A 16,605-nucleotide genomic window follows, 5' to 3' on the forward strand; every position below is an offset into this window, starting at 1 on the left:
GCTACGGATGGGCCTTGCGCCCGGTCTGGATTGGCGATCGGCCAATGCCGCTCGCCAGCTAAGTTCAGATATCAATTCGCTCGCCTCTCCCCACCGACTCCGGCATCCTGCGCAAAACGCTCGCGCCAAGACACCGACCATGCACATCTCGCTTGCCACAACGGATAAGGATATCGCCGACTGCCTGCACCTCCGCCGTGCCGTTTTCATAGACGAACAGGGCGTCAGCGAAGCCGAGGAGGTCGATGGCGAAGACAACGCCTGCTCCCACGTCCTCGCCCGAGACAACGGCCGCCCGGTCGGCGCCGCCCGCTTTCATTACAAGGACGGCACCGCGAAAATCCAACGGGTCTGTGTCCCAAAGGACCATCGCGGCAAAGGTTATGGCGCGTGCCTCATGTCCTTCATGATCGACCACATCCGGCAGGACGGCGCAGCGCACCGCATCGAACTCGGCGCTCAGACCCACGCGATCCCGTTCTACGCGGCGCTCGGCTTCACCCCCTACGGCCCCGACTACCTCGACGCCGCGATCCCCCACCGCGACATGGAGCTTCGGCTCGCCCGCCCCCACGAAGGACCCACCCCATGAGCGACACACCCAAACTCCGCTCCCGCAACTGGTTCGACAACCTCGCCGACCCCGAGATGACGGCGCTCTACCTCGAGCGCTACCTCAATTTCGGCCTGACGACGGACGAGCTTCGCTCGAACCGTCCCATCATCGGCATCGCCCAGACCGGCTCCGACCTCTCGCCCTGCAACCGCCACCACCTGGAGCTGGCCAAACGCGCGGCCCAGGCGATCCGCGACGCGGGCGGCATCCCCATCGAATTCCCCTGCCACCCGATCCAGGAAACCGGCAAGCGGCCCACCGCGATGCTCGACCGCAACCTCGCCTATCTGGGTCTGGTCGAGACGCTCTACGGCTACCCGCTCGACGGCGTGCTCCTGACCATCGGCTGCGACAAGACGACCCCCGCCCTGCTGATGGCCGCCGCCACCGTCAACATCCCCGCCATTGCGCTCTCCGTCGGGCCAATGCTGAACGGCTGGCATAACGGCAAGCGTGCAGGCTCCGGCACGGTCATCTGGGAAAGCCGCCAGCGCCTCGCCGCAGGCGAAATCGACGCCGATGAGTTCCTAGAGATCGCTGCCTCCTCCGCCCCCTCGAACGGCTACTGCAACACGATGGGCACCGCGACCACGATGAACTCCCTGGCCGAGGCGCTCGGCATGCAGCTCCCCGGCTCCGCCGCTATCCCGGCGCCGTATCGCGAGCGCGGCCAGATGGCCTACCACACCGGTCGCCGCATCGTGGAGATGGTCAACGAAGACCTCCGCCCCGCCACGATCATGACCCGCCAGGCGCTCGAAAACGCGATCGTCGTCAACTCCGCCCTTGGCGGCTCCACCAACGCGCCGATCCACCTCAACGCCATCGCCGCGCATCTGGGCCTGCCCCTGACGAATGACGACTGGGAAAAGATCGGCCACCACATTCCGCTGCTCGTCAACCTCCAGCCCGTCGGCGCGTATCTGGGCGAGGACTTCCACCGCGCCGGCGGCGTCCCCGCCGTCATCGGCCAGCTCCTCAAGGCTGGCCTCCTGCCCCACCCCGACATCGTGACCGCAAACGGCAAGACCCTGCGCGAGAACTACGCCGACGCTCCCGTCCACGATGCCGACGTCATCCGCTCCCCCAATGACCCGCTCAAGCAGACTGCCGGGTTCCTGAACCTCTCCGGCAACCTCTTCGACAGCGCGATCATGAAGACCTCCGCCATCAACGACGAATTCCGCACCCGCTACCTCTCGAACCCCGACGACCCCGACGCCTTCGAAGGCCCCGCCATCGTCTTCGACGGGCCAGAGGATTTCCACGCCCGCATCGACGACCCCAGCCTCGGGATCACCCCCGACGCCATCCTCGTCATGCGCGGTGCGGGGCCCAAGGGCTATCCCGGCGGCGCCGAGGTCGTAAACATGCGCCCGCCCGCCTACCTCATCAAACAGGGGGTCCACGCCATGCCCTGCATCGGCGACGGCCGCCAATCGGGCACCTCCGGCAGCGCCTCGATCCTCAACGCCTCCCCCGAAGCGGCGGACGGAGGCGGCCTCGCGCTCCTGAAGTCGGGAGACCGCATCCGCGTCGACCTCAAAACCCGCAAGGCCGACATGCTGGTCCCCGAGGAAGAGCTCGCCGCCCGCCTGACAGCCCTCACCGACGCCGGAGGCTACCCCAGCCCCGCCAGCCAAACCCCCTGGCAGGCCCTCTTCCGCGAAAAAGTCAAACCCTTCGCCGACGGCATGGTCCTGGAGGGCGCCCCCGACTTCCTCGACGTGTCCTCAAAGGGGCTGCCGCGGAACAATCATTGAGACCCAAAGTCCATCTTACTAGAACTTCTCAAATACATTTTGAAGTAACGTCTCAATATGAGCAGCAGACTTATTTGCCCCAACTCTGAGTGTATTTGGATGACCGCAGCCATTTCTAAGACCGAGAGCTTTTTGTAGTTCTTCTTTTGGGTTTTTTCCGATTATGGATATTGCTGCGATCCGATCGAGAAACTCTGCCTCACCCATCTTTCCTAAATCATCAGGCGTCTTCGCTGGCTTCCACTTCGCGTTCACCCGCTTTGCTTCAGTGTTGAAGGCCGCCAGATGATTAGCGTGAACAAACTTGTGTAACACATCCATCGCACCAAGCCAGGACATAACGATGGCCGAACGATACAGCTCAGCTTCATGACACTTGATTGCTTCTTCTACAAAATTGCGAGTTTCATTATCAGTAATCCCATTCAGGTGAGATCGAAGGTCCACAGCGACCTGCATCGCTGCTGGGCTTATCTTTGATACCCCAAGGTTTCGCAGGTGTAACTTACCGGAATCCGTCAGTTCCCAACCGTTGCCTATACGTATAGCTTTGCCCTTACTCGCGGAGAGTGCCTGAGAGATATTCTAGTTCTTGTTTTTGGGGTCGTGGAATCCAGCTGCAGAAGCTGCTTCCTTAATCTGCGAAACAGACAAAGGACCATTTGCCGTGGCAAGAACGAGCAAGAGTTTGTCAACTCTTTGTAGATCGCGGTACAGCCAGTCTTTTAATTCATCCGATTTGAGCAATTTTCGTCTCGAGCTCTTTTCGTTCCGCAGCACTAAGCGAATAGGTTTTACCTGAAACCAAGTTTATCCGTTTGCTCTTTGTAAGATTGGTCAGAGTTGTACTCAAATTGCTGCTCATATTTTGATTGTAGTAAGCATTCGCGCTCTTCATCTCGCTTAGGATCTCGGTGCGGGAGGAAGTTGATTTTCCTTGCACGAACTCAAGGTGTGCCATGGCGCAGATTACCAGTTCGGGCCCGGTCTTTGCGTTCAGATGAGCTGCAATTGTGTTCGTTGAGAAGTTGAAATCGCGAACACTTGTTGGCTTAGATCCACTGCTACTATTGGTTTTTAGTTCGGGAAGGGTGACTGAAGCTGGTTCGCTCGGCACTTGGGTTGAAAGTTCGCCCATCGTCGTCAGCAAAGCCTCAATCCCTTCTGTTAGAAAGGCTGGATCCCCCTCATACTCGAGTTCCATCGTGCCAACCTTAATGCGGATTTTCGCGATAGCCATATTCTACCCTACCAATATCCAAACACGACATTTCTACTACTAGATGTGGGTATCGGCAAGTTTTCGCTCGCGCGGTTGCATCAGCAAACGTCGTATGGGCAATCACCCACCCTCCTACCTCTACACCAACCTGAACCCAAAGCGCCGGGCGAGCGCCTGACCGGGGGCTGGCGCCGCAACGGCCGAGCGGAGCGCTTTATGGCAGCCAAGCTCGTCCCACAAACACCGCGGGCAGCGCTCCCTCCCCAAAGCGCCAGACCGCGTTCGTCGGGCGAAAGGTCCACTGGACCTTTTGCTGATCCTCCTCAGCGGTCAGGCGCTCGCTTGGGCAGCGGCGGCGCCGCTTGAGTCCGGGCGGAGCATAGTAAGGACCCACCGCCAAAAAAAATAATTCCAACTGGACGCAACACTTCAGGCCGCTCTTATCCCGAAACAATCCGCCCTTATCCCGCCCATTTTCCACACCGTTGCGCCGCAGTGCAGCAGAACGGTCCGTTACCCGGCGAATTCCGCCGTCCCCCCTCCGACGTGATGCCGACGCGATGCCGACCGGATGCCGACACGCCGCAACGCCCCGGATTTGCTCGCATTAACCGGAAAAGCAGGTGAGTCGCTGCAGGCCGCGGTTGCCTCTTTCGCGCCCCTTCGTCCGTGCTGTTATCGGTCTCTTCATCTTTCTCCGGGCCCGCCCGCCCTGTCATCAGGCGGTCGCCTTTCCCATTTAAAGGTTGTCGCCGCCCTGCAGCACGGGTCAACTGACACGCGCCGGGGTGGCAAAACACCAATGGGAACAAGGGATAACGCGATGGAAGGCAATGGCAGGCAGATGGTCCGGAACACCCCCTGGGACGCGCTCGAGATCGGGATGGAGGCCGAGGCCCGCCGTCTGTGCGTCGCCGATGACCTCTACGTCTTCGCCCATGCCAGCGGTAATCTGAACCCGATGCACCTGCCGAAGGAAGACGGCGACGGCGATGGTGAACCCGAAGCCATCGCCCCCTCCCTCTGGGTCGGTGCCTTGATCTCCTCCGTCCTCGGCAACCAGCTCCCCGGGCCCGGCACCCTTTACCGCAGCCAAACGCTTGATTTCGTTGGCCGGGCCGAAGCCGGGGACGAGTTGGTGACCAAGGTCCGCCTCACGGAAAAGGGGGCGGACCGTCTGGCCGTCTTCGACACCTGGGTGGACCTCGCCGACGGCACCCGGATCTGCGAAGGACAGGCCAGGGTCACCGCCCCCGAACACGCGCTCAGCTACGCCCCGCACGAGGTGCCTGGCCTGCTCGTCCAGCGTCATGTCCATTTCGACCGCCTGCTCGAACGGGCCGAACCCCTGCCCCCGATTCCCACCGCCGTGGTCGCCCCGGAGGGTCCGAATTCCCTCGGCGGCGCGATCCTCGGCGCCCGCCATACGTTGATCACGCCGATCCTGATCGGCGCCGCCGACAAGATCCGGGCCGCCGCCGAATCACTGGGCGAGGATATTTCCGGCTTCGAGCTCATCGACGAACCCGACCACGACCGCGCCGCCGCCCGCGCCGTTGCGCTGGTCCACGAGGGCCGGGCACGCGCTGTGATGAAAGGTCATCTTCATACGAATCAGTTACTTGCCGCCATAGTCGCAAAAGACGGCGGCCTGCGCACCGGCCGCAAACTTTCGCATGTCTTCGTGATGGACGTTCCCGGCCTGCCGCATCTGCTGATGGTGACCGACGCGGCGATCAACATCATGCCGGACCTGAAGACCAAGGTCGATATCGTGCAGAACGCGATCGACCTCGCCCGCGCCCTCGGCAATGACGAGCCGAAGGTGGGCATCCTTTCGGCGGTCGAGGTCGTCAATCCGGCGATCCCGTCGACCATCGACGCGGCGGTTCTGTCGAAGATGGCCGAACGCGGGCAGATCAAGGGTGGCCTCGTGGACGGGCCCCTGGCCATGGACAACGCGATCAGCCTGGAGGCCGCAAAAACAAAGGGAATCAAAGGCTTAGTGGCGGGTCGAGCCGAAATCCTCATCGCGCCGAACCTCGAATCCGGCAATATGCTTGCCAAAGAGTTAACGTTCGTTGCACATGCAGAGGCCGCGGGGCTCGTCATGGGCGCCTCTGTGCCGGTGATCCTCAACAGCCGGTCGGATGACGACGAGGCCCGCCTCGCCTCCTGCGCCGTGGCAGCCCTCTACGCCGAAAGCCTGAAGGGCTGATCGCGATGGCCGGTGCGATCCTGGTACTCAACGCGGGCTCGTCCTCGTTGAAATTCGCGGTCTACGAGGCGGATGACGATCCGGCCCGCTTGGCCAATGGGCAAGTGGAACGTTTGGGCCCGGCGGCGGTGCTGCATCTGAAGCGGGAGGGCGACCGGGAAAGCCGCGATCTGGGCGCGGCGGATCACCGGGTGGCCCTGACAGAGATCATGAAAGCATTGGGGCCGGTTCTGGAGGGTCGTGCCGTCCGCGCTGTCGGGCATCGGGTGGTTCACGGTGGTGTCGACTTCGCCGCCCCTGTTGTCATAACGTCAGAGATTATCGAGAAGTTACAGGCGCTTGTGCCGTTGGCCCCTCTGCACCAGCCCCATAACCTCGCGGCGATCGAGGCGGCAACGGCTGCGTTCCCCAACGCCGCTCAGATTGCCTGTTTCGACACCGCCTTTCACCGGGGGCACCCTTGGGTGAACGACACCTTTGCCCTGCCCCGCCACTTCTACGAGGAAGGGGTCCGACGCTACGGGTTCCACGGACTGAGCTACGATTTCATCACCGGAGAGCTGCAGCGACGCATGCCGGAGCTGGCGCGTGGTCGCGTAGTAATCGCTCATCTTGGCAACGGCGCATCCCTTTGTGCGGTGCGGGAGGGGCGAAGCGTTGGATCGACGATGGGCTTCTCGGCTCTCGACGGGCTGCCGATGGGCACGCGCTGCGGTCAGATCGATCCCGGGGTGTTGCTGTACCTTGCCGGAGAGCACGGAATGAGCGTGGGGGAGATCTCGACGCTTCTCTACCGGGAAAGCGGCCTGAAGGGGCTTTCTGGGATCAGCGGTGATATGCGGACCCTCGAAGCCTCGGATCTGCCAGAGGCGAAGGAAGCCATCGACTACTACGTTTTTCGCCTGCGGCGAGAGATCGGGGCCATGGCGGCGGTTCTTCAGGGATTGGATGCGATCGTTTTCACAGGCGGGATCGGGGAGAATTCGGCGCGGATCCGGCAGGAGGTCTGTGCAGGGCTCGGTTTTCTGGGGGTGGAGATCGACCCAAGGCAGAATGCCGCACAAGAGGAAGAGCTTGGTGTCGGGGCCGTTCGCATCCTGCGCCTTGCGACGGACGAAGAGCGGGTAATCGCCAGGGCTGCGGGGGCGGTCATCAGGTGAATCTCTCCCCCAACGAGCCAATGTGAACGAAGAAAGCGTGGGTTTTCTCGAGTGTGGGGTGTGAAGGTTCAGCGACATTCAAATTAGTGTCAGCTCCCGCGTCGCTTGCGCCTCTCCGATGCTTCTGGGTATAGCGGCAGGAGCTTTACTTAGCCCTAGCAGGTATGACCGACACCTCCTCCCTCCATCCTCAGGCGCCGGACGTGTCCTTTGTCATCCCCGCTTTGAACGAGGCCGCCTCGCTTCCAGATCTGATCGCACGGCTTCGGGCCGCGGTTGAGGATCGCTTTGGCTTCGAAATTGTGGTGGTCGATGACGGCTCGCGGGATGGAACACCTGACGTGGTTCTTGCCGAGCGGACGCAGGATGAACGGGTTCGGCTGGTTCGGAACCGGTTCAATGCGGGGCAATCAGCGGCAATCCACAACGGTACGATGCACGCTAGCGGACGGGTGATCTGCACGCTGGATGGCGATGGTCAGAACCCGCCGGAGGACGTGCTGCGGGTTTGCCGCCCGCTACTGAACGACCCACCGGAGAAGCTGGGTCTGGTGGCTGGGCAACGGGTCGGGCGGCAGGACACTGCCTCGAAGAAACTCGCCTCACGCTTTGCCAACTGGGTGCGCTCGCGACTTCTGAAGGACCAGACGCGGGATACAGGCTGCGGGCTCAAGGCATTCCGCCGGGATGCGTTTCTCGCTCTGCCCTTCTTCAATCATATGCACCGCTATCTGCCGGCGCTCTTTCGGGCCGCCGGGTGGCAGGTGGAACTGGTCGATGTAAGCCACGCAGCCCGGACCGCAGGCCAATCCAACTATTCGAACTGGCAACGGGGCCTTGTGGGTGCGGTCGACCTCTTCGGGGTTCTCTGGCTTCTGAAGCGCCGCAAGCGCGCCGAGGGCGACGAGGTGTTCGCGCCGGGAGAGGTGCGATGACATGGCTCTATGGCCTTCTCGGCGTCGAAAACGCGCTGGAATTCTGGTGGGTCATGTTCGGGCTGGCCGGGCAACTCCTCTTCGCCTCCCGCTTCATTGTCCAGTGGATCGCATCGGAACGAGCGGGCCGATCGGTCATGCCGATGGCCTTCTGGTACTTCTCGATCGGCGGCGGGATCATCCTCTTCTGCTACGCGCTCTACCGGGCCGATCCGGTCTTCGTGCTGGGGCAGTCTATGGGCCTGTTCATCTACGTCCGGAACCTGTGGCTGATCCGATCGGAGCGGAAACGTGACCTCGCGGGCTGAGGGCTGGCTGGCACCAGCCCTGACGCTGGTGATTGTCCTCGTCGGACTAAGGATCGTTGCGCTCTGGTTCGCAAAAGCCGATTTGTTTGTCGACGAGGCGCAATACTGGTTCTGGGGGCAATCCCTTGATTTCGGATATTATTCCAAGCCGCCGCTGATCGCCTGGGTGATCCGCGGGATGACGGATCTGGTGGGAAGTGATGCCCCGTTTTGGGTGCGACTGCCCGCGCCGATCTTGCACGGGGTGACGGCCCTGCTGCTTGGAGCGCTTGCGGCACGGATCGCGGGGCGGACGGTCGCTGTCTGGACGGTTGCCACCTATTTGACGCTGCCGATCGTCGCCGTTGGATCATTTCTGATCTCGACCGACACGGTGATGGCGCCGTTTCTAGTCGGCGCGCTGTTGGCCTATCTGCGGGTACTGCGCGGTGGTGGCGCGGGGTGGGCGGTGTTGAGTGGTGCGCTGTTCGGGCTCGCGATGATGGGAAAGTACGCCGGGGTCTATGGGCTGCTGGGCGTCGCTCTGGCGGCGGTGTTCCTCAAGGCGGCGCGGCCGGGATGGGTAAACGGAGCGCTGGTATTGCTCTTTGCCCTGGTCTTCCTCGGGCCGAACATCTGGTGGAACTTCGCGAATGATCTGACGACGGTGGAACACACGCTCGACAACGTCAGCTGGGTCCGCGAGGCGGATCCGGTGTCGTGGAACGTTCTGGGATTACTCGGATTTCTCGCCGGGCAGCTTCTGGTCTTTGGGCCGATCCTGTTGCCGGCCTTCATCTGGGCCTGCATCCGGCAAGGCGGATGGGAGGGGCGGTGGCTTGCCTTTCTCTCGCTGCCTGTCCTGCTCGTCGTCTCAGGGCAGGCTTTGCTGGCAGAAGCTTATGGAAACTGGGCCTTCGTCGCATATCTGGGCGGCACGATTCTGGCAGTTTGGTTTCTGCTCGACAGGGGTGCTGTTTTGCTTGGGCTGTCTGTCGCGTTTAACGCACTTGTCTCGACGTTCATCGCAATTGCCCCGATTGTCCCTGACAGCCTTCGGTGGGGCGACGGCGACAGCTTGATGGCCCGCTATATGGGCCGGGATGAGGTGAGCTTGGCGATCCTAGATCTGGCCGAACAGGAGGGCCTCGACGTTATCGTCGCGTCGAACCGGGATATTCTGGCGGATCTCTTCTATACCGCGCGCGATAGCGAGGTAACGATTTACGCAGAGAGTGACGGCGGGCGGCCGGATCACTTCTACGAACAGACCCGGGCCGAGCCGGATGATCTTGGGCGGCACATCCGGATCGTGTCGCGGGATCCCAATTGCGGCGTGCAGATTGCGGACCTGTCCCCGGACGAGGGCGCCTATGCAGGGGACAGCATCCTGGCCTATTGGGTCGAAGGTCCTTGCCTGCCCTAACGCGGCGTGAGTGACAGCCAGATGCCATCACGGGCCCGCACGGTGAGGTAGGCGACCGGGACGGGATCGCGCGTGGCGTCCGCAGTGACGCTGAACCGGGCGCAGATCATGGCGAGCAATAGTGTCCCTTCGGCCATGGCAAAGCCCGCGCCGGTGCAGACGCGGCGGCCTGCGGAAAAGGGAATATAGGCTTTCTTTTGGCATTCCTTGCCGTTCGGTGTCTCCCAACGAGACGGATCGAAGGCATCGGGGTTATCCCAGAGCCGGTTCTGGCGGTGCAGGTGCCACGGCGACAAGACGATCTGGGCGCCGCGGGGGACGGTGCGCTCTCGGAAGGTCGTCGCTCTGGAGGCTTCGCGGACCATCATCGGGACGGGAGGATAGAGGCGGAGCGCCTCACGGAAGACATCACGCGTGACCTTGAGCTTTGAGAGGTCAGAGAAGGATGGATCACGGCCGAGCGCCCTGCCTTCCTCCGCCACCTTCGCTTGCCAGTCAGGCGAGCGGGCGAGCAGGTAGAGCGCCCAGCCAAGGGCGGAGGCGCTGGTCTCATGGCCTGCCAAGAAGAAGATCGCGACCTGATCGACCATCTCTGCCGTGGTGAAGCTGTCGCCGGTCTCAGGGTCGTTTGCAGTCATGATCTTGGTGGCGAGGTCGTCGGGGGCGGTGCCAGCGGCGATGGCCTCGGCCCGGTCGGCCGTCAGACGCTCGATCAGGCGACGGATGCGGGTGGCACTGGCGCGGGTCTCCTGCCGGAAGAAACGCGGCATCCAGCGGGGGCCGGGCAGGAAGGCGGCGAGGTTGAGGATCGGCTGGCTGCGCTGGTAGGCCCGGAATTCGTGGAAGACCTCTGTCGCGATCTCGTGGTCGATCGGGATCGAGAAGAGCGTGCGGAAGATGACGTCTGCCGCGGCATGGCTCGTTTCCGGTTCGATGTCGAATGGTCGGCCATCCGCGAAAGCGTCGAGCCGCTCAAGGGCAGCGTGGCCCGCCGCGACCATGGCTGGAAAGGTGTCGCGCAGGCGTCCGCCCTCGAAAGCCGGGTCGATGAGGCGGCGCTGACGCTCCCATACGGTGCCGTTCGTGAGGAAGACGCTGTCGCCCAGAAGTGGGCGTAGTCCCTCGCCGATGCGGTCGGACTTGGGGTAGTCCTCTGGCCGTTCTTTCAGGACATGCGCGACGAGCTTTGGATCGTTGACGAGGAAGCTGCGGAAGAACGGCGTTTTGAACTCTGCCATCCAGGCCCGGTAAAGCCGTTCCGGCTGGGCCGAGAGGATATCGGCCCGGAAGAGCCGCATATACCGCCAGAGCGACACCCGGTCGGGCCGCGCTGGCGGTTTCGGCGGAATCATGCGGCGATCGACGTGTACTTGGAGGCTGCGACGTCGATCCGGCTGTGGGAAGACACGCGGTTGGCGTAGCGGTCCCGCAGGCTGCGCGGGCCGGCTGTGATCTGGAAGTAGTCGTAGTCCCGCGGCTTGTCGAAAGCGCAGAGATACTGGAAGTGGCGGCGGAAAAAGCGCCACTGCATCTCGTCCTGCTTTTCCTGGCTCAGCGACTGGGTGAAGGCGGCGGAGAATACCGTGGGCCACTTCTGGTCGTCTGGCGCGACCCCGCTGACGGCCACCGGATCGCACAGCGCGAAGGAGCAGCCATCGCCCGGGGCGGTCACATCGATCCAGACGATCTGGTCCGAGGTCGAGAGATAGGCGAGGTCTGCGCGCAGCTGGCGGGCTTTTGGCAGGAAGGACAGCATCGGTATGGCCTCGCCGATCGTCAGCAGTGCCAGTTCGGGGCCGCCGGGTTGGGCTTTATGGTCGCGCATAAGGTTGGCGACGACCGAGACAGCGAGCATCGCGCCGGAGGAATGACCGACGACGAGCACCTCGTCCACGTCGCTCGCCAACGCTTCGGCTACCTGTTCGCTGAATTCCGTGATGCGGTCCGACAGCAGGGCCGGATAGGCGCCGTTCTGGCTGGCCGTGTAAGCGTAGTCATGCATCAGGTAATAGGCGTAGATCTTGCCGTCCTTTGCCTTGAACCATTGAAGGATCAGGTAGGCGCCGCCCAATGTCAGCGCCCATCCGATGGACCAGGTCATCCAGTTCCAACCGGCGGCAAGCCAGGCGGGCCATTGGATGCCGATGGAATCGTCGATGCTGTTGGCCAGATTGCTGATGATCGACAAAAGGATCGACGGGATGAGAAGCGCGACGAGTGCCTGGAGTATCAGGACGACGATCGGATAAAGCGCGGCGACCACCGGGCCCTTTGCGACCCATGTCAACCGGCGGAAAGTGCCTGTCACGATGTAGGTCCAGGTCGTGCGGAGCATCTGCATATAGGTCGCGCCGATCGAATCTGGCATCGAGGCCTGGACGATGTCGGACCAGCGCAGGACGTCGATCTGTGCCTCTGTCATGTGGCCATCGATCTTCGTGCGGGCGCCCCAGCTGAACCCGTCGCTGCGATCGGTGCCTGTCAACTCGAGGTCGTAGCCCGAGATCTGCGCCTGGGAGGCGCCTTCCGTCCGGTAGAGCTCGCGGTAACGGCGGGCCGGAAGGGGGTCGTAGCCGGGGATGTAAAAGACCCGGCGCCGCCGGACCGACTGGGAGTATTCGCTCATCATAGCCCTCGCTTTGGGCGGAGCTTAGTCGATTGATGCGGCAGGGGAAAAGAGGGGTTTAACCAATCTCTGCGAGAGCGGGGAATTGTTCCAACAGCCACCAGGAGAAGGCAGTGAACTGGCCGGTGACCATCATGAGGCCCACGGTCCAGAGGAGGACGCCGCTGATCCGTTCGATCTTTTCCGTATGGCGCTTCATCCACGCCATGGCGCCCTGCAACCGCGGGAAGAAGGCCGCAACGAGCAGGAACGGGATGCCGAGACCGAAGGCGTAAAAAGCGAGGAGCGTCGTGCCGCGTGCCACGCTGGCCTCGGATGCGGCAAGGCTGAGGACCATGCCAAGGATCGGGCCGAGGCACGGGGTCCAGCCGAAGGCGAAGGCGAGGCCCAGGATATAGGCGCCGAACGCGGTTCCGCCGCCGGCGCCGCTGTCAAGCCGTGCTTCCTGATCGAGCAGGCGGATGCGGAAGATGCCCAGAAAGTGCAAGCCAAAGATCATGATCACAACGCCTGCGGTGGGCACGAACCAGGCCTGATACTGCAGAAGTGCCCGCCCGAGCACAGAGGATGCGAGGCCGAGGAGGAGGAAAACGGTCGACAGGCCGAGAACGAAGAGCCACGCGGCTGTCAGAACCTTCCGGCGTGCGGCACGGGCTTCGGCCATCTCGGAGACGGAGACGCCGCCCATATAGGCGAGATAGGGCGGCACGATGGGCAGGACGCAAGGGCTGAGAAACGACATAAGGCCGCCCACCATCGCGATGAGGATCGCGGGCAAAAGCGCGGCATCGATCAGCTGTTCGGCGAACATGGTTGGTGTCTTCCCTTGCCTATCCGACCTATGCCGGATCGCGCGTCGCGTCACGCCCCCAGATGGTCACGAGGGCGTGGACTGTCTGTAACATCGCGCCTATCTGGGGCGGATGGAACACGATCAGGATCTCGACGCAATCGGGCTGTTATGCCCCCTGCCCGTCCTCAAGGCGCGTAAGCGGCTGTCTGCTATGGCGGAGGGGCAAGTGTTGCGGGTCCGGGCCGATGATCCGGCGGCGGTGGTTGATGTGCCGCATTTCTGTGCCGAGGCCGGGCATGGTCTGGTCGGTCAGGCGGATGAGGGGGCGGTGCAGGTCTATCTCATCCGAAAGGGCGGATGAGACTTTCCGCGTAGACATTTGCTATTGGTAAGAAATGAGCCCCGGCGCAAGGCCGGGGCATCGTGGGTCTTAGCGCCCGAGCGACCACCAGCCGCGGCGTTTGGGCTTGTCGTCCGCGGCGGCGTCGCTGGCTGAAACCGGCTCCGGCTCCGGCTCGGTCTTGGAAACGCGGGTGCGGCGCCGTTTTGGCTTATCTTCGGGCTGCGGCTCAGGCGTGGCGTCGACGGCCGGTTCAGCTTCCGGCTTGGCCTCGCCATTGACGACCTGCTCAGAAGCGGGCTCTGCAGAGCTTTCAGAGACGTCCTTTGCCGTGGCAGCCGCGTCTGCAGCAGGCGCTTCGTCCGCCGGAGCGGGCGCAGCCGGGTCGGCTTTCTTGCGCGAGCGGGTGCGGCGGCGCTTGGGCTTTGGCTCCTCCTCGGACGCTTCTGCGGGTGCAGGTGCGGGTGCATCGGTCTCGGCGCTGTCTTTGTCTTCCTCTGCCCCGGTGTCGGCCTCGTCGGCCTCGTCAGTGAAGTTTTCCTGTCCGTTATCAGATGCTTGCGCGTCTCCGTTGTTGCCTCCCCGGCGGCGACGGCGGCGACGGCGGCGCTTTTTCGGGCGATCTTCACCGTCTTCAGTTGCCGCCTCTGGCGCTTCGGCCTCTGCCGGTTCCTCTTCGACATCTGCCATCAGCGAGGCGTCGCCGGAGATGAAGGTGGCGGAAGGTTCGGGCACATTGCGGGTGGCGGTCTTGAACTTTTCGAGCGTGAAGTCAGGAGAGATCAGCGTGGTGTCGCCCTCGATCCGGACGGAGAGACCGTAGCGACCTTCGATCTGGGCGATGTGCTCGCGCTTTTCGTTGATGAGGTAGTTGGCGACGTCGACGGGTGCCTTGAGGAGCACCTCTTTCGAGCGTCCGCGCACAGCCTCCTCCTCCAGCTGGCGGAGGATCGAGAGGGCGATGGAGTTGTCGGAGCGCAGGAGGCCCGTGCCGTGGCAATGCGGGCAAGGCTGGGTCGTCGCCTCGAGCATGCCGGGGCGGAGGCGCTGGCGCGACATCTCCAGAAGACCGAAGCCCGAGATGCGGCCGACCTGGATGCGGGCGCGGTCGGTCTTGAGCTTATCCTTCAGGCGCTTTTCGACGGCGGTGTTGTTGCGCCGCTCGTCCATGTCGATGAAGTCGATGACGATCAGGCCCGCCAGATCGCGCAGGCGCAGTTGGCGAGAGACTTCTTCGGCGGCCTCGAGATTGGTCTTGAGCGCGGTCTGTTCGATCGAGCCTTCCTTGGTGGCCCGGCCGGAGTTGACGTCGATGGCAACGAGCGCTTCGGTCACGCCGATCACGATGTAGCCACCCGAGGGCAGCTGGACCGTCGGGTTGAACATGGCGGCCAGCGTCGTTTCGACCTGGTAGCGCGCGAAGAGCGGCAGGCCATCCTCGTAGCGTTTCACGTTCTTGGCGTGGGACGGCATGATCATTTTCATGAAGTCCTTGGCCGTGCGATAGCCGTCTTCCCCTTCGACGAGGATCTCGTCGATGTCGCGGTTATAGAGGTCGCGGATCGATCGCTTGGTGAGGTTGCCCTCCTCGTAGATCTTGGCAGGCGCGATAGATTTGAGCGTCAGTTCACGGATCTGCTCCCAGAGCCGCTGGAGATACTCGTAGTCGCGCTTGATCTCGGACTTGGTGCGCTTGGCGCCAGCGGTCCGGACGATGAGACCCGCGCCGTCGGGCACTTCGATCTCGTTGGCGATCTCCTTCAACTTCTTGCGGTCGGCCGCGTTGGTGATTTTGCGGGAGATGCCGCCGCCGCGGGCGGTGTTTGGCATCAGGACGCAATATCTGCCGGCCAGAGACAAATAAGTCGTTAACGCAGCGCCCTTGTTGCCGCGTTCCTCTTTGACGACCTGGACGAGGAGGATCTGGCGGACCTTGACGACCTCCTGGATCTTGTAGCGCTTGGGGCGCTGTTTGCGGGCGGGGCGGATGTCTTCGCTGTCGTCCTCGTCGGCGACGGATTCGATGTCGTCGTCGGCGTCGTCCTCGTCGTCCTCCGCCGCGGCTTCGACGGGCGGCTCTTCGGTTGCTTGCGCGCCCTCATCGCTGTCGTCGGCCGTCTCGGCCTTTGGGCTATCGTCCTGATCTTCCGTCACTTCCTCGGCTTGCGCCTCGGCCGCGGCCGCTTCGCTGTCTTCGCGGCTTTCGATCTCGATCGGGGTGAAGCCTTCGGGCGGCATCGTCAGGTCGAGGGGTTCATTGACGCGGTCGGGATCGGGTTCCTCGAAGGTCTCCATCCCGCCGATTTCGCCTTGGGCGACGGCGTCGTCCGACTTTGTTTTCTCGGCCTTGGTGCGGCTGCGGCGGCGCTTTTTCGGCGCGGGCTTTTCGTCTTCCTCGGCGCGGAGGCTTTCGGCATAGGCCTTTTCTTCGGCCAGCAGCGCCTCGCGATCCGCAACGGGGATCTGGTAGTAATCCGGGTGGATTTCCGAGAACGCCAGGAAGCCGTGGCGGTTGCCGCCATATTCGACGAAGGCGGCCTGCAGAGAGGGCTCTACGCGGGTGACCTTGGCGAGGTAGATATTTCCGGCGAGCTGCCGTTTGTGTTGGGATTCGAAGTCAAAATCCTCGACTTTGTTCCCATCCACCACCACGACGCGGGTTTCTTCCGCGTGGGTGGCATCGATCAACATTTTCTTTGCCATAGTGTCCGTTCGCATGCGGGACGCCACCGCACCCGGGGGGCGCAAGAGAGCGTCTGGCATGTCTGATTGGGGCGGCAGGCACGGTGCAGGACGGGGGAGCCTGCATGGCCCCTGCCCGTTCGATCTGACCTAGCGCGCGCTGCATCGCGGTTCTTCTCCGACGCGGTCCGCTGGGCGGGGCGCCTATTCTAAAGTGCCTGATTTGGCTTGCAAATCCGGCGGTTCACTGGCGGCGCTGTCCGACGTGGGGGCGCGGCCTAATCGGTCCGGAGCGGTGGGAAAGCTGACCCTGCCCGCGCCGGCGAAACTCATGCGGGCCTGGGCCCGTCCCACCTACATAAGGGGGGTGGGACGGGGATGACAATGGGGAAATGTTTTAACGTGCCGTGCGGCAGGTCGGTGATGGATGCAACCATGGGTGGCCGAATCGATGATTAACGCCAGGAAAAACGGGCCGATCGGCGATGCGGCATCCGGTCGGCATCGCGTCGGCATTCCGTCGGACATTTGTATGGC

At 62.9% G+C, this 16,605-nt stretch carries 14 protein-coding genes; 8 read left to right on the plus strand and 6 right to left on the minus strand.

Going from position 1 to position 16,605, the window contains the following annotated elements:
* Positions 1 to 139 precede the first annotated feature (139 nt).
* Both AADZ90_RS09275 and AADZ90_RS09280 read left to right on the plus strand, forming a co-directional pair.
* The gene (locus tag AADZ90_RS09275) at positions 140 to 592 is read left to right on the plus strand and encodes a GNAT family N-acetyltransferase (protein ID WP_367309709.1); all 453 of its coding nucleotides are present in this window, start codon (positions 140 to 142) and stop codon (positions 590 to 592) included.
* A complete protein-coding gene (locus AADZ90_RS09280; RefSeq protein ID WP_367309710.1) occupies positions 589 to 2,379 on the plus strand; it encodes an IlvD/Edd family dehydratase in 1,791 nt (596 codons plus the stop codon). Before AADZ90_RS09275 ends, AADZ90_RS09280 begins: the two co-directional genes overlap by 4 nt.
* A gap of 18 nt (positions 2,380 to 2,397) precedes the next feature.
* Here AADZ90_RS09280 and AADZ90_RS09285 read toward each other — a convergent pair whose 3' ends face one another.
* Together AADZ90_RS09285 and AADZ90_RS09290 are read right to left on the minus strand one after the other, a co-directional pair.
* Positions 2,398 to 2,838 carry a hypothetical protein gene (locus tag AADZ90_RS09285; RefSeq protein WP_367309711.1) on the minus strand — a complete coding sequence of 147 codons (441 nt, stop codon included), beginning with the start codon at positions 2,836 to 2,838 and terminating at the stop codon, positions 2,398 to 2,400.
* Positions 2,839 to 3,109: 271 nt separating this feature from the next.
* A complete protein-coding gene (locus AADZ90_RS09290) occupies positions 3,110 to 3,619 on the minus strand; it encodes a hypothetical protein (protein ID WP_367309712.1) in 510 nt (169 codons plus the stop codon).
* Positions 3,620 to 4,424: 805 nt separating this feature from the next.
* On the opposite strand from AADZ90_RS09290, the gene AADZ90_RS09295 reads away from it, so the two are divergent.
* The 5 genes from AADZ90_RS09295 to AADZ90_RS09315 all read left to right on the plus strand — a co-directional run bounded on the left by AADZ90_RS09295 (position 4,425) and on the right by AADZ90_RS09315 (position 9,627).
* Positions 4,425 to 5,819 carry a bifunctional enoyl-CoA hydratase/phosphate acetyltransferase gene (locus AADZ90_RS09295; protein ID WP_411996987.1) on the plus strand — a complete coding sequence of 465 codons (1,395 nt, stop codon included), beginning with the start codon at positions 4,425 to 4,427 and terminating at the stop codon, positions 5,817 to 5,819.
* A 5-nt stretch (positions 5,820 to 5,824) separates the two neighbouring features.
* Complete coding sequence (locus tag AADZ90_RS09300) at positions 5,825 to 6,979, plus strand: acetate/propionate family kinase (protein WP_367309714.1); 1,155 nt, start codon at positions 5,825 to 5,827, stop codon at positions 6,977 to 6,979.
* A gap of 164 nt (positions 6,980 to 7,143) precedes the next feature.
* Positions 7,144 to 7,914, plus strand: a complete 771-nt coding sequence (locus AADZ90_RS09305; RefSeq protein WP_367309715.1) for a glycosyltransferase family 2 protein — start codon at positions 7,144 to 7,146, stop codon at positions 7,912 to 7,914.
* Entirely contained in the window at positions 7,911 to 8,222 is a 312-nt protein-coding gene (locus tag AADZ90_RS09310) for a lipid-A-disaccharide synthase N-terminal domain-containing protein (RefSeq protein WP_367309716.1), read from the plus strand. The genes AADZ90_RS09305 and AADZ90_RS09310 overlap by 4 nt, the downstream gene beginning before the upstream one ends.
* Positions 8,206 to 9,627 (plus strand): ArnT family glycosyltransferase, encoded by a 1,422-nt coding sequence (locus tag AADZ90_RS09315; protein ID WP_367309717.1) that lies wholly within the window; start codon positions 8,206 to 8,208, stop codon positions 9,625 to 9,627. Before AADZ90_RS09310 ends, AADZ90_RS09315 begins: the two co-directional genes overlap by 17 nt.
* On the opposite strand, the gene AADZ90_RS09320 is transcribed toward AADZ90_RS09315, so the two are convergent.
* The 3 genes from AADZ90_RS09320 to AADZ90_RS09330 are packed head-to-tail and all read right to left on the minus strand — an operon-like array spanning position 9,624 to position 13,064.
* Complete coding sequence (locus tag AADZ90_RS09320; RefSeq protein ID WP_367309718.1) at positions 9,624 to 10,979, minus strand: cytochrome P450; 1,356 nt, start codon at positions 10,977 to 10,979, stop codon at positions 9,624 to 9,626. The genes AADZ90_RS09315 and AADZ90_RS09320 overlap by 4 nt on opposite strands.
* Positions 10,976 to 12,253 (minus strand): hypothetical protein, encoded by a 1,278-nt coding sequence (locus AADZ90_RS09325; protein ID WP_367309719.1) that lies wholly within the window; start codon positions 12,251 to 12,253, stop codon positions 10,976 to 10,978. Before AADZ90_RS09325 ends, AADZ90_RS09320 begins: the two co-directional genes overlap by 4 nt.
* A gap of 58 nt (positions 12,254 to 12,311) precedes the next feature.
* Positions 12,312 to 13,064, minus strand: coding sequence for a cytochrome c biogenesis CcdA family protein (locus tag AADZ90_RS09330; protein WP_367309720.1), 753 nt, complete (start codon positions 13,062 to 13,064; stop codon positions 12,312 to 12,314).
* A 112-nt stretch (positions 13,065 to 13,176) separates the two neighbouring features.
* Here AADZ90_RS09330 and AADZ90_RS09335 point away from each other — a divergent pair, with 112 nt between their 5' ends.
* Positions 13,177 to 13,407, plus strand: coding sequence for a sulfurtransferase TusA family protein (locus AADZ90_RS09335; RefSeq protein ID WP_367309721.1), 231 nt, complete (start codon positions 13,177 to 13,179; stop codon positions 13,405 to 13,407).
* Between the two features lie 69 nt (positions 13,408 to 13,476).
* Here AADZ90_RS09335 and AADZ90_RS09340 read toward each other — a convergent pair whose 3' ends face one another.
* On the minus strand, positions 13,477 to 16,089 hold the full coding sequence (locus tag AADZ90_RS09340) for an Rne/Rng family ribonuclease (RefSeq protein WP_367309722.1): 2,613 nt from the start codon (positions 16,087 to 16,089) through the stop codon (positions 13,477 to 13,479).
* Positions 16,090 to 16,605: the final 516 nt, after the last annotated feature.

Origin of the sequence: Aestuariibius violaceus (assembly GCF_040779325.2) — a bacterium.
In the GTDB taxonomy this organism is placed as follows: domain Bacteria; phylum Pseudomonadota; class Alphaproteobacteria; order Rhodobacterales; family Rhodobacteraceae; genus Aestuariibius; species Aestuariibius violaceus.

Coding starts and splice junctions, on each gene's coding strand:
- AADZ90_RS09275 (WP_367309709.1), top strand. CDS start 140: ATGCACATCTCGCTTGCCACAACGGATAAGGATATCGCCGACTGCCTG.
- AADZ90_RS09280 (WP_367309710.1), top strand. CDS start 589: ATGAGCGACACACCCAAACTCCGCTCCCGCAACTGGTTCGACAACCTC.
- AADZ90_RS09285 (WP_367309711.1), bottom strand. CDS start 2,838: ATGCAGGTCGCTGTGGACCTTCGATCTCACCTGAATGGGATTACTGAT.
- AADZ90_RS09290 (WP_367309712.1), bottom strand. CDS start 3,619: ATGGCTATCGCGAAAATCCGCATTAAGGTTGGCACGATGGAACTCGAG.
- AADZ90_RS09295 (WP_411996987.1), top strand. CDS start 4,425: ATGGAAGGCAATGGCAGGCAGATGGTCCGGAACACCCCCTGGGACGCG.
- AADZ90_RS09300 (WP_367309714.1), top strand. CDS start 5,825: ATGGCCGGTGCGATCCTGGTACTCAACGCGGGCTCGTCCTCGTTGAAA.
- AADZ90_RS09305 (WP_367309715.1), top strand. CDS start 7,144: ATGACCGACACCTCCTCCCTCCATCCTCAGGCGCCGGACGTGTCCTTT.
- AADZ90_RS09310 (WP_367309716.1), top strand. CDS start 7,911: ATGACATGGCTCTATGGCCTTCTCGGCGTCGAAAACGCGCTGGAATTC.
- AADZ90_RS09320 (WP_367309718.1), bottom strand. CDS start 10,979: ATGATTCCGCCGAAACCGCCAGCGCGGCCCGACCGGGTGTCGCTCTGG.
- AADZ90_RS09325 (WP_367309719.1), bottom strand. CDS start 12,253: ATGAGCGAATACTCCCAGTCGGTCCGGCGGCGCCGGGTCTTTTACATC.
- AADZ90_RS09330 (WP_367309720.1), bottom strand. CDS start 13,064: ATGTTCGCCGAACAGCTGATCGATGCCGCGCTTTTGCCCGCGATCCTC.
- AADZ90_RS09335 (WP_367309721.1), top strand. CDS start 13,177: ATGGAACACGATCAGGATCTCGACGCAATCGGGCTGTTATGCCCCCTG.
- AADZ90_RS09340 (WP_367309722.1), bottom strand. CDS start 16,089: ATGGCAAAGAAAATGTTGATCGATGCCACCCACGCGGAAGAAACCCGC.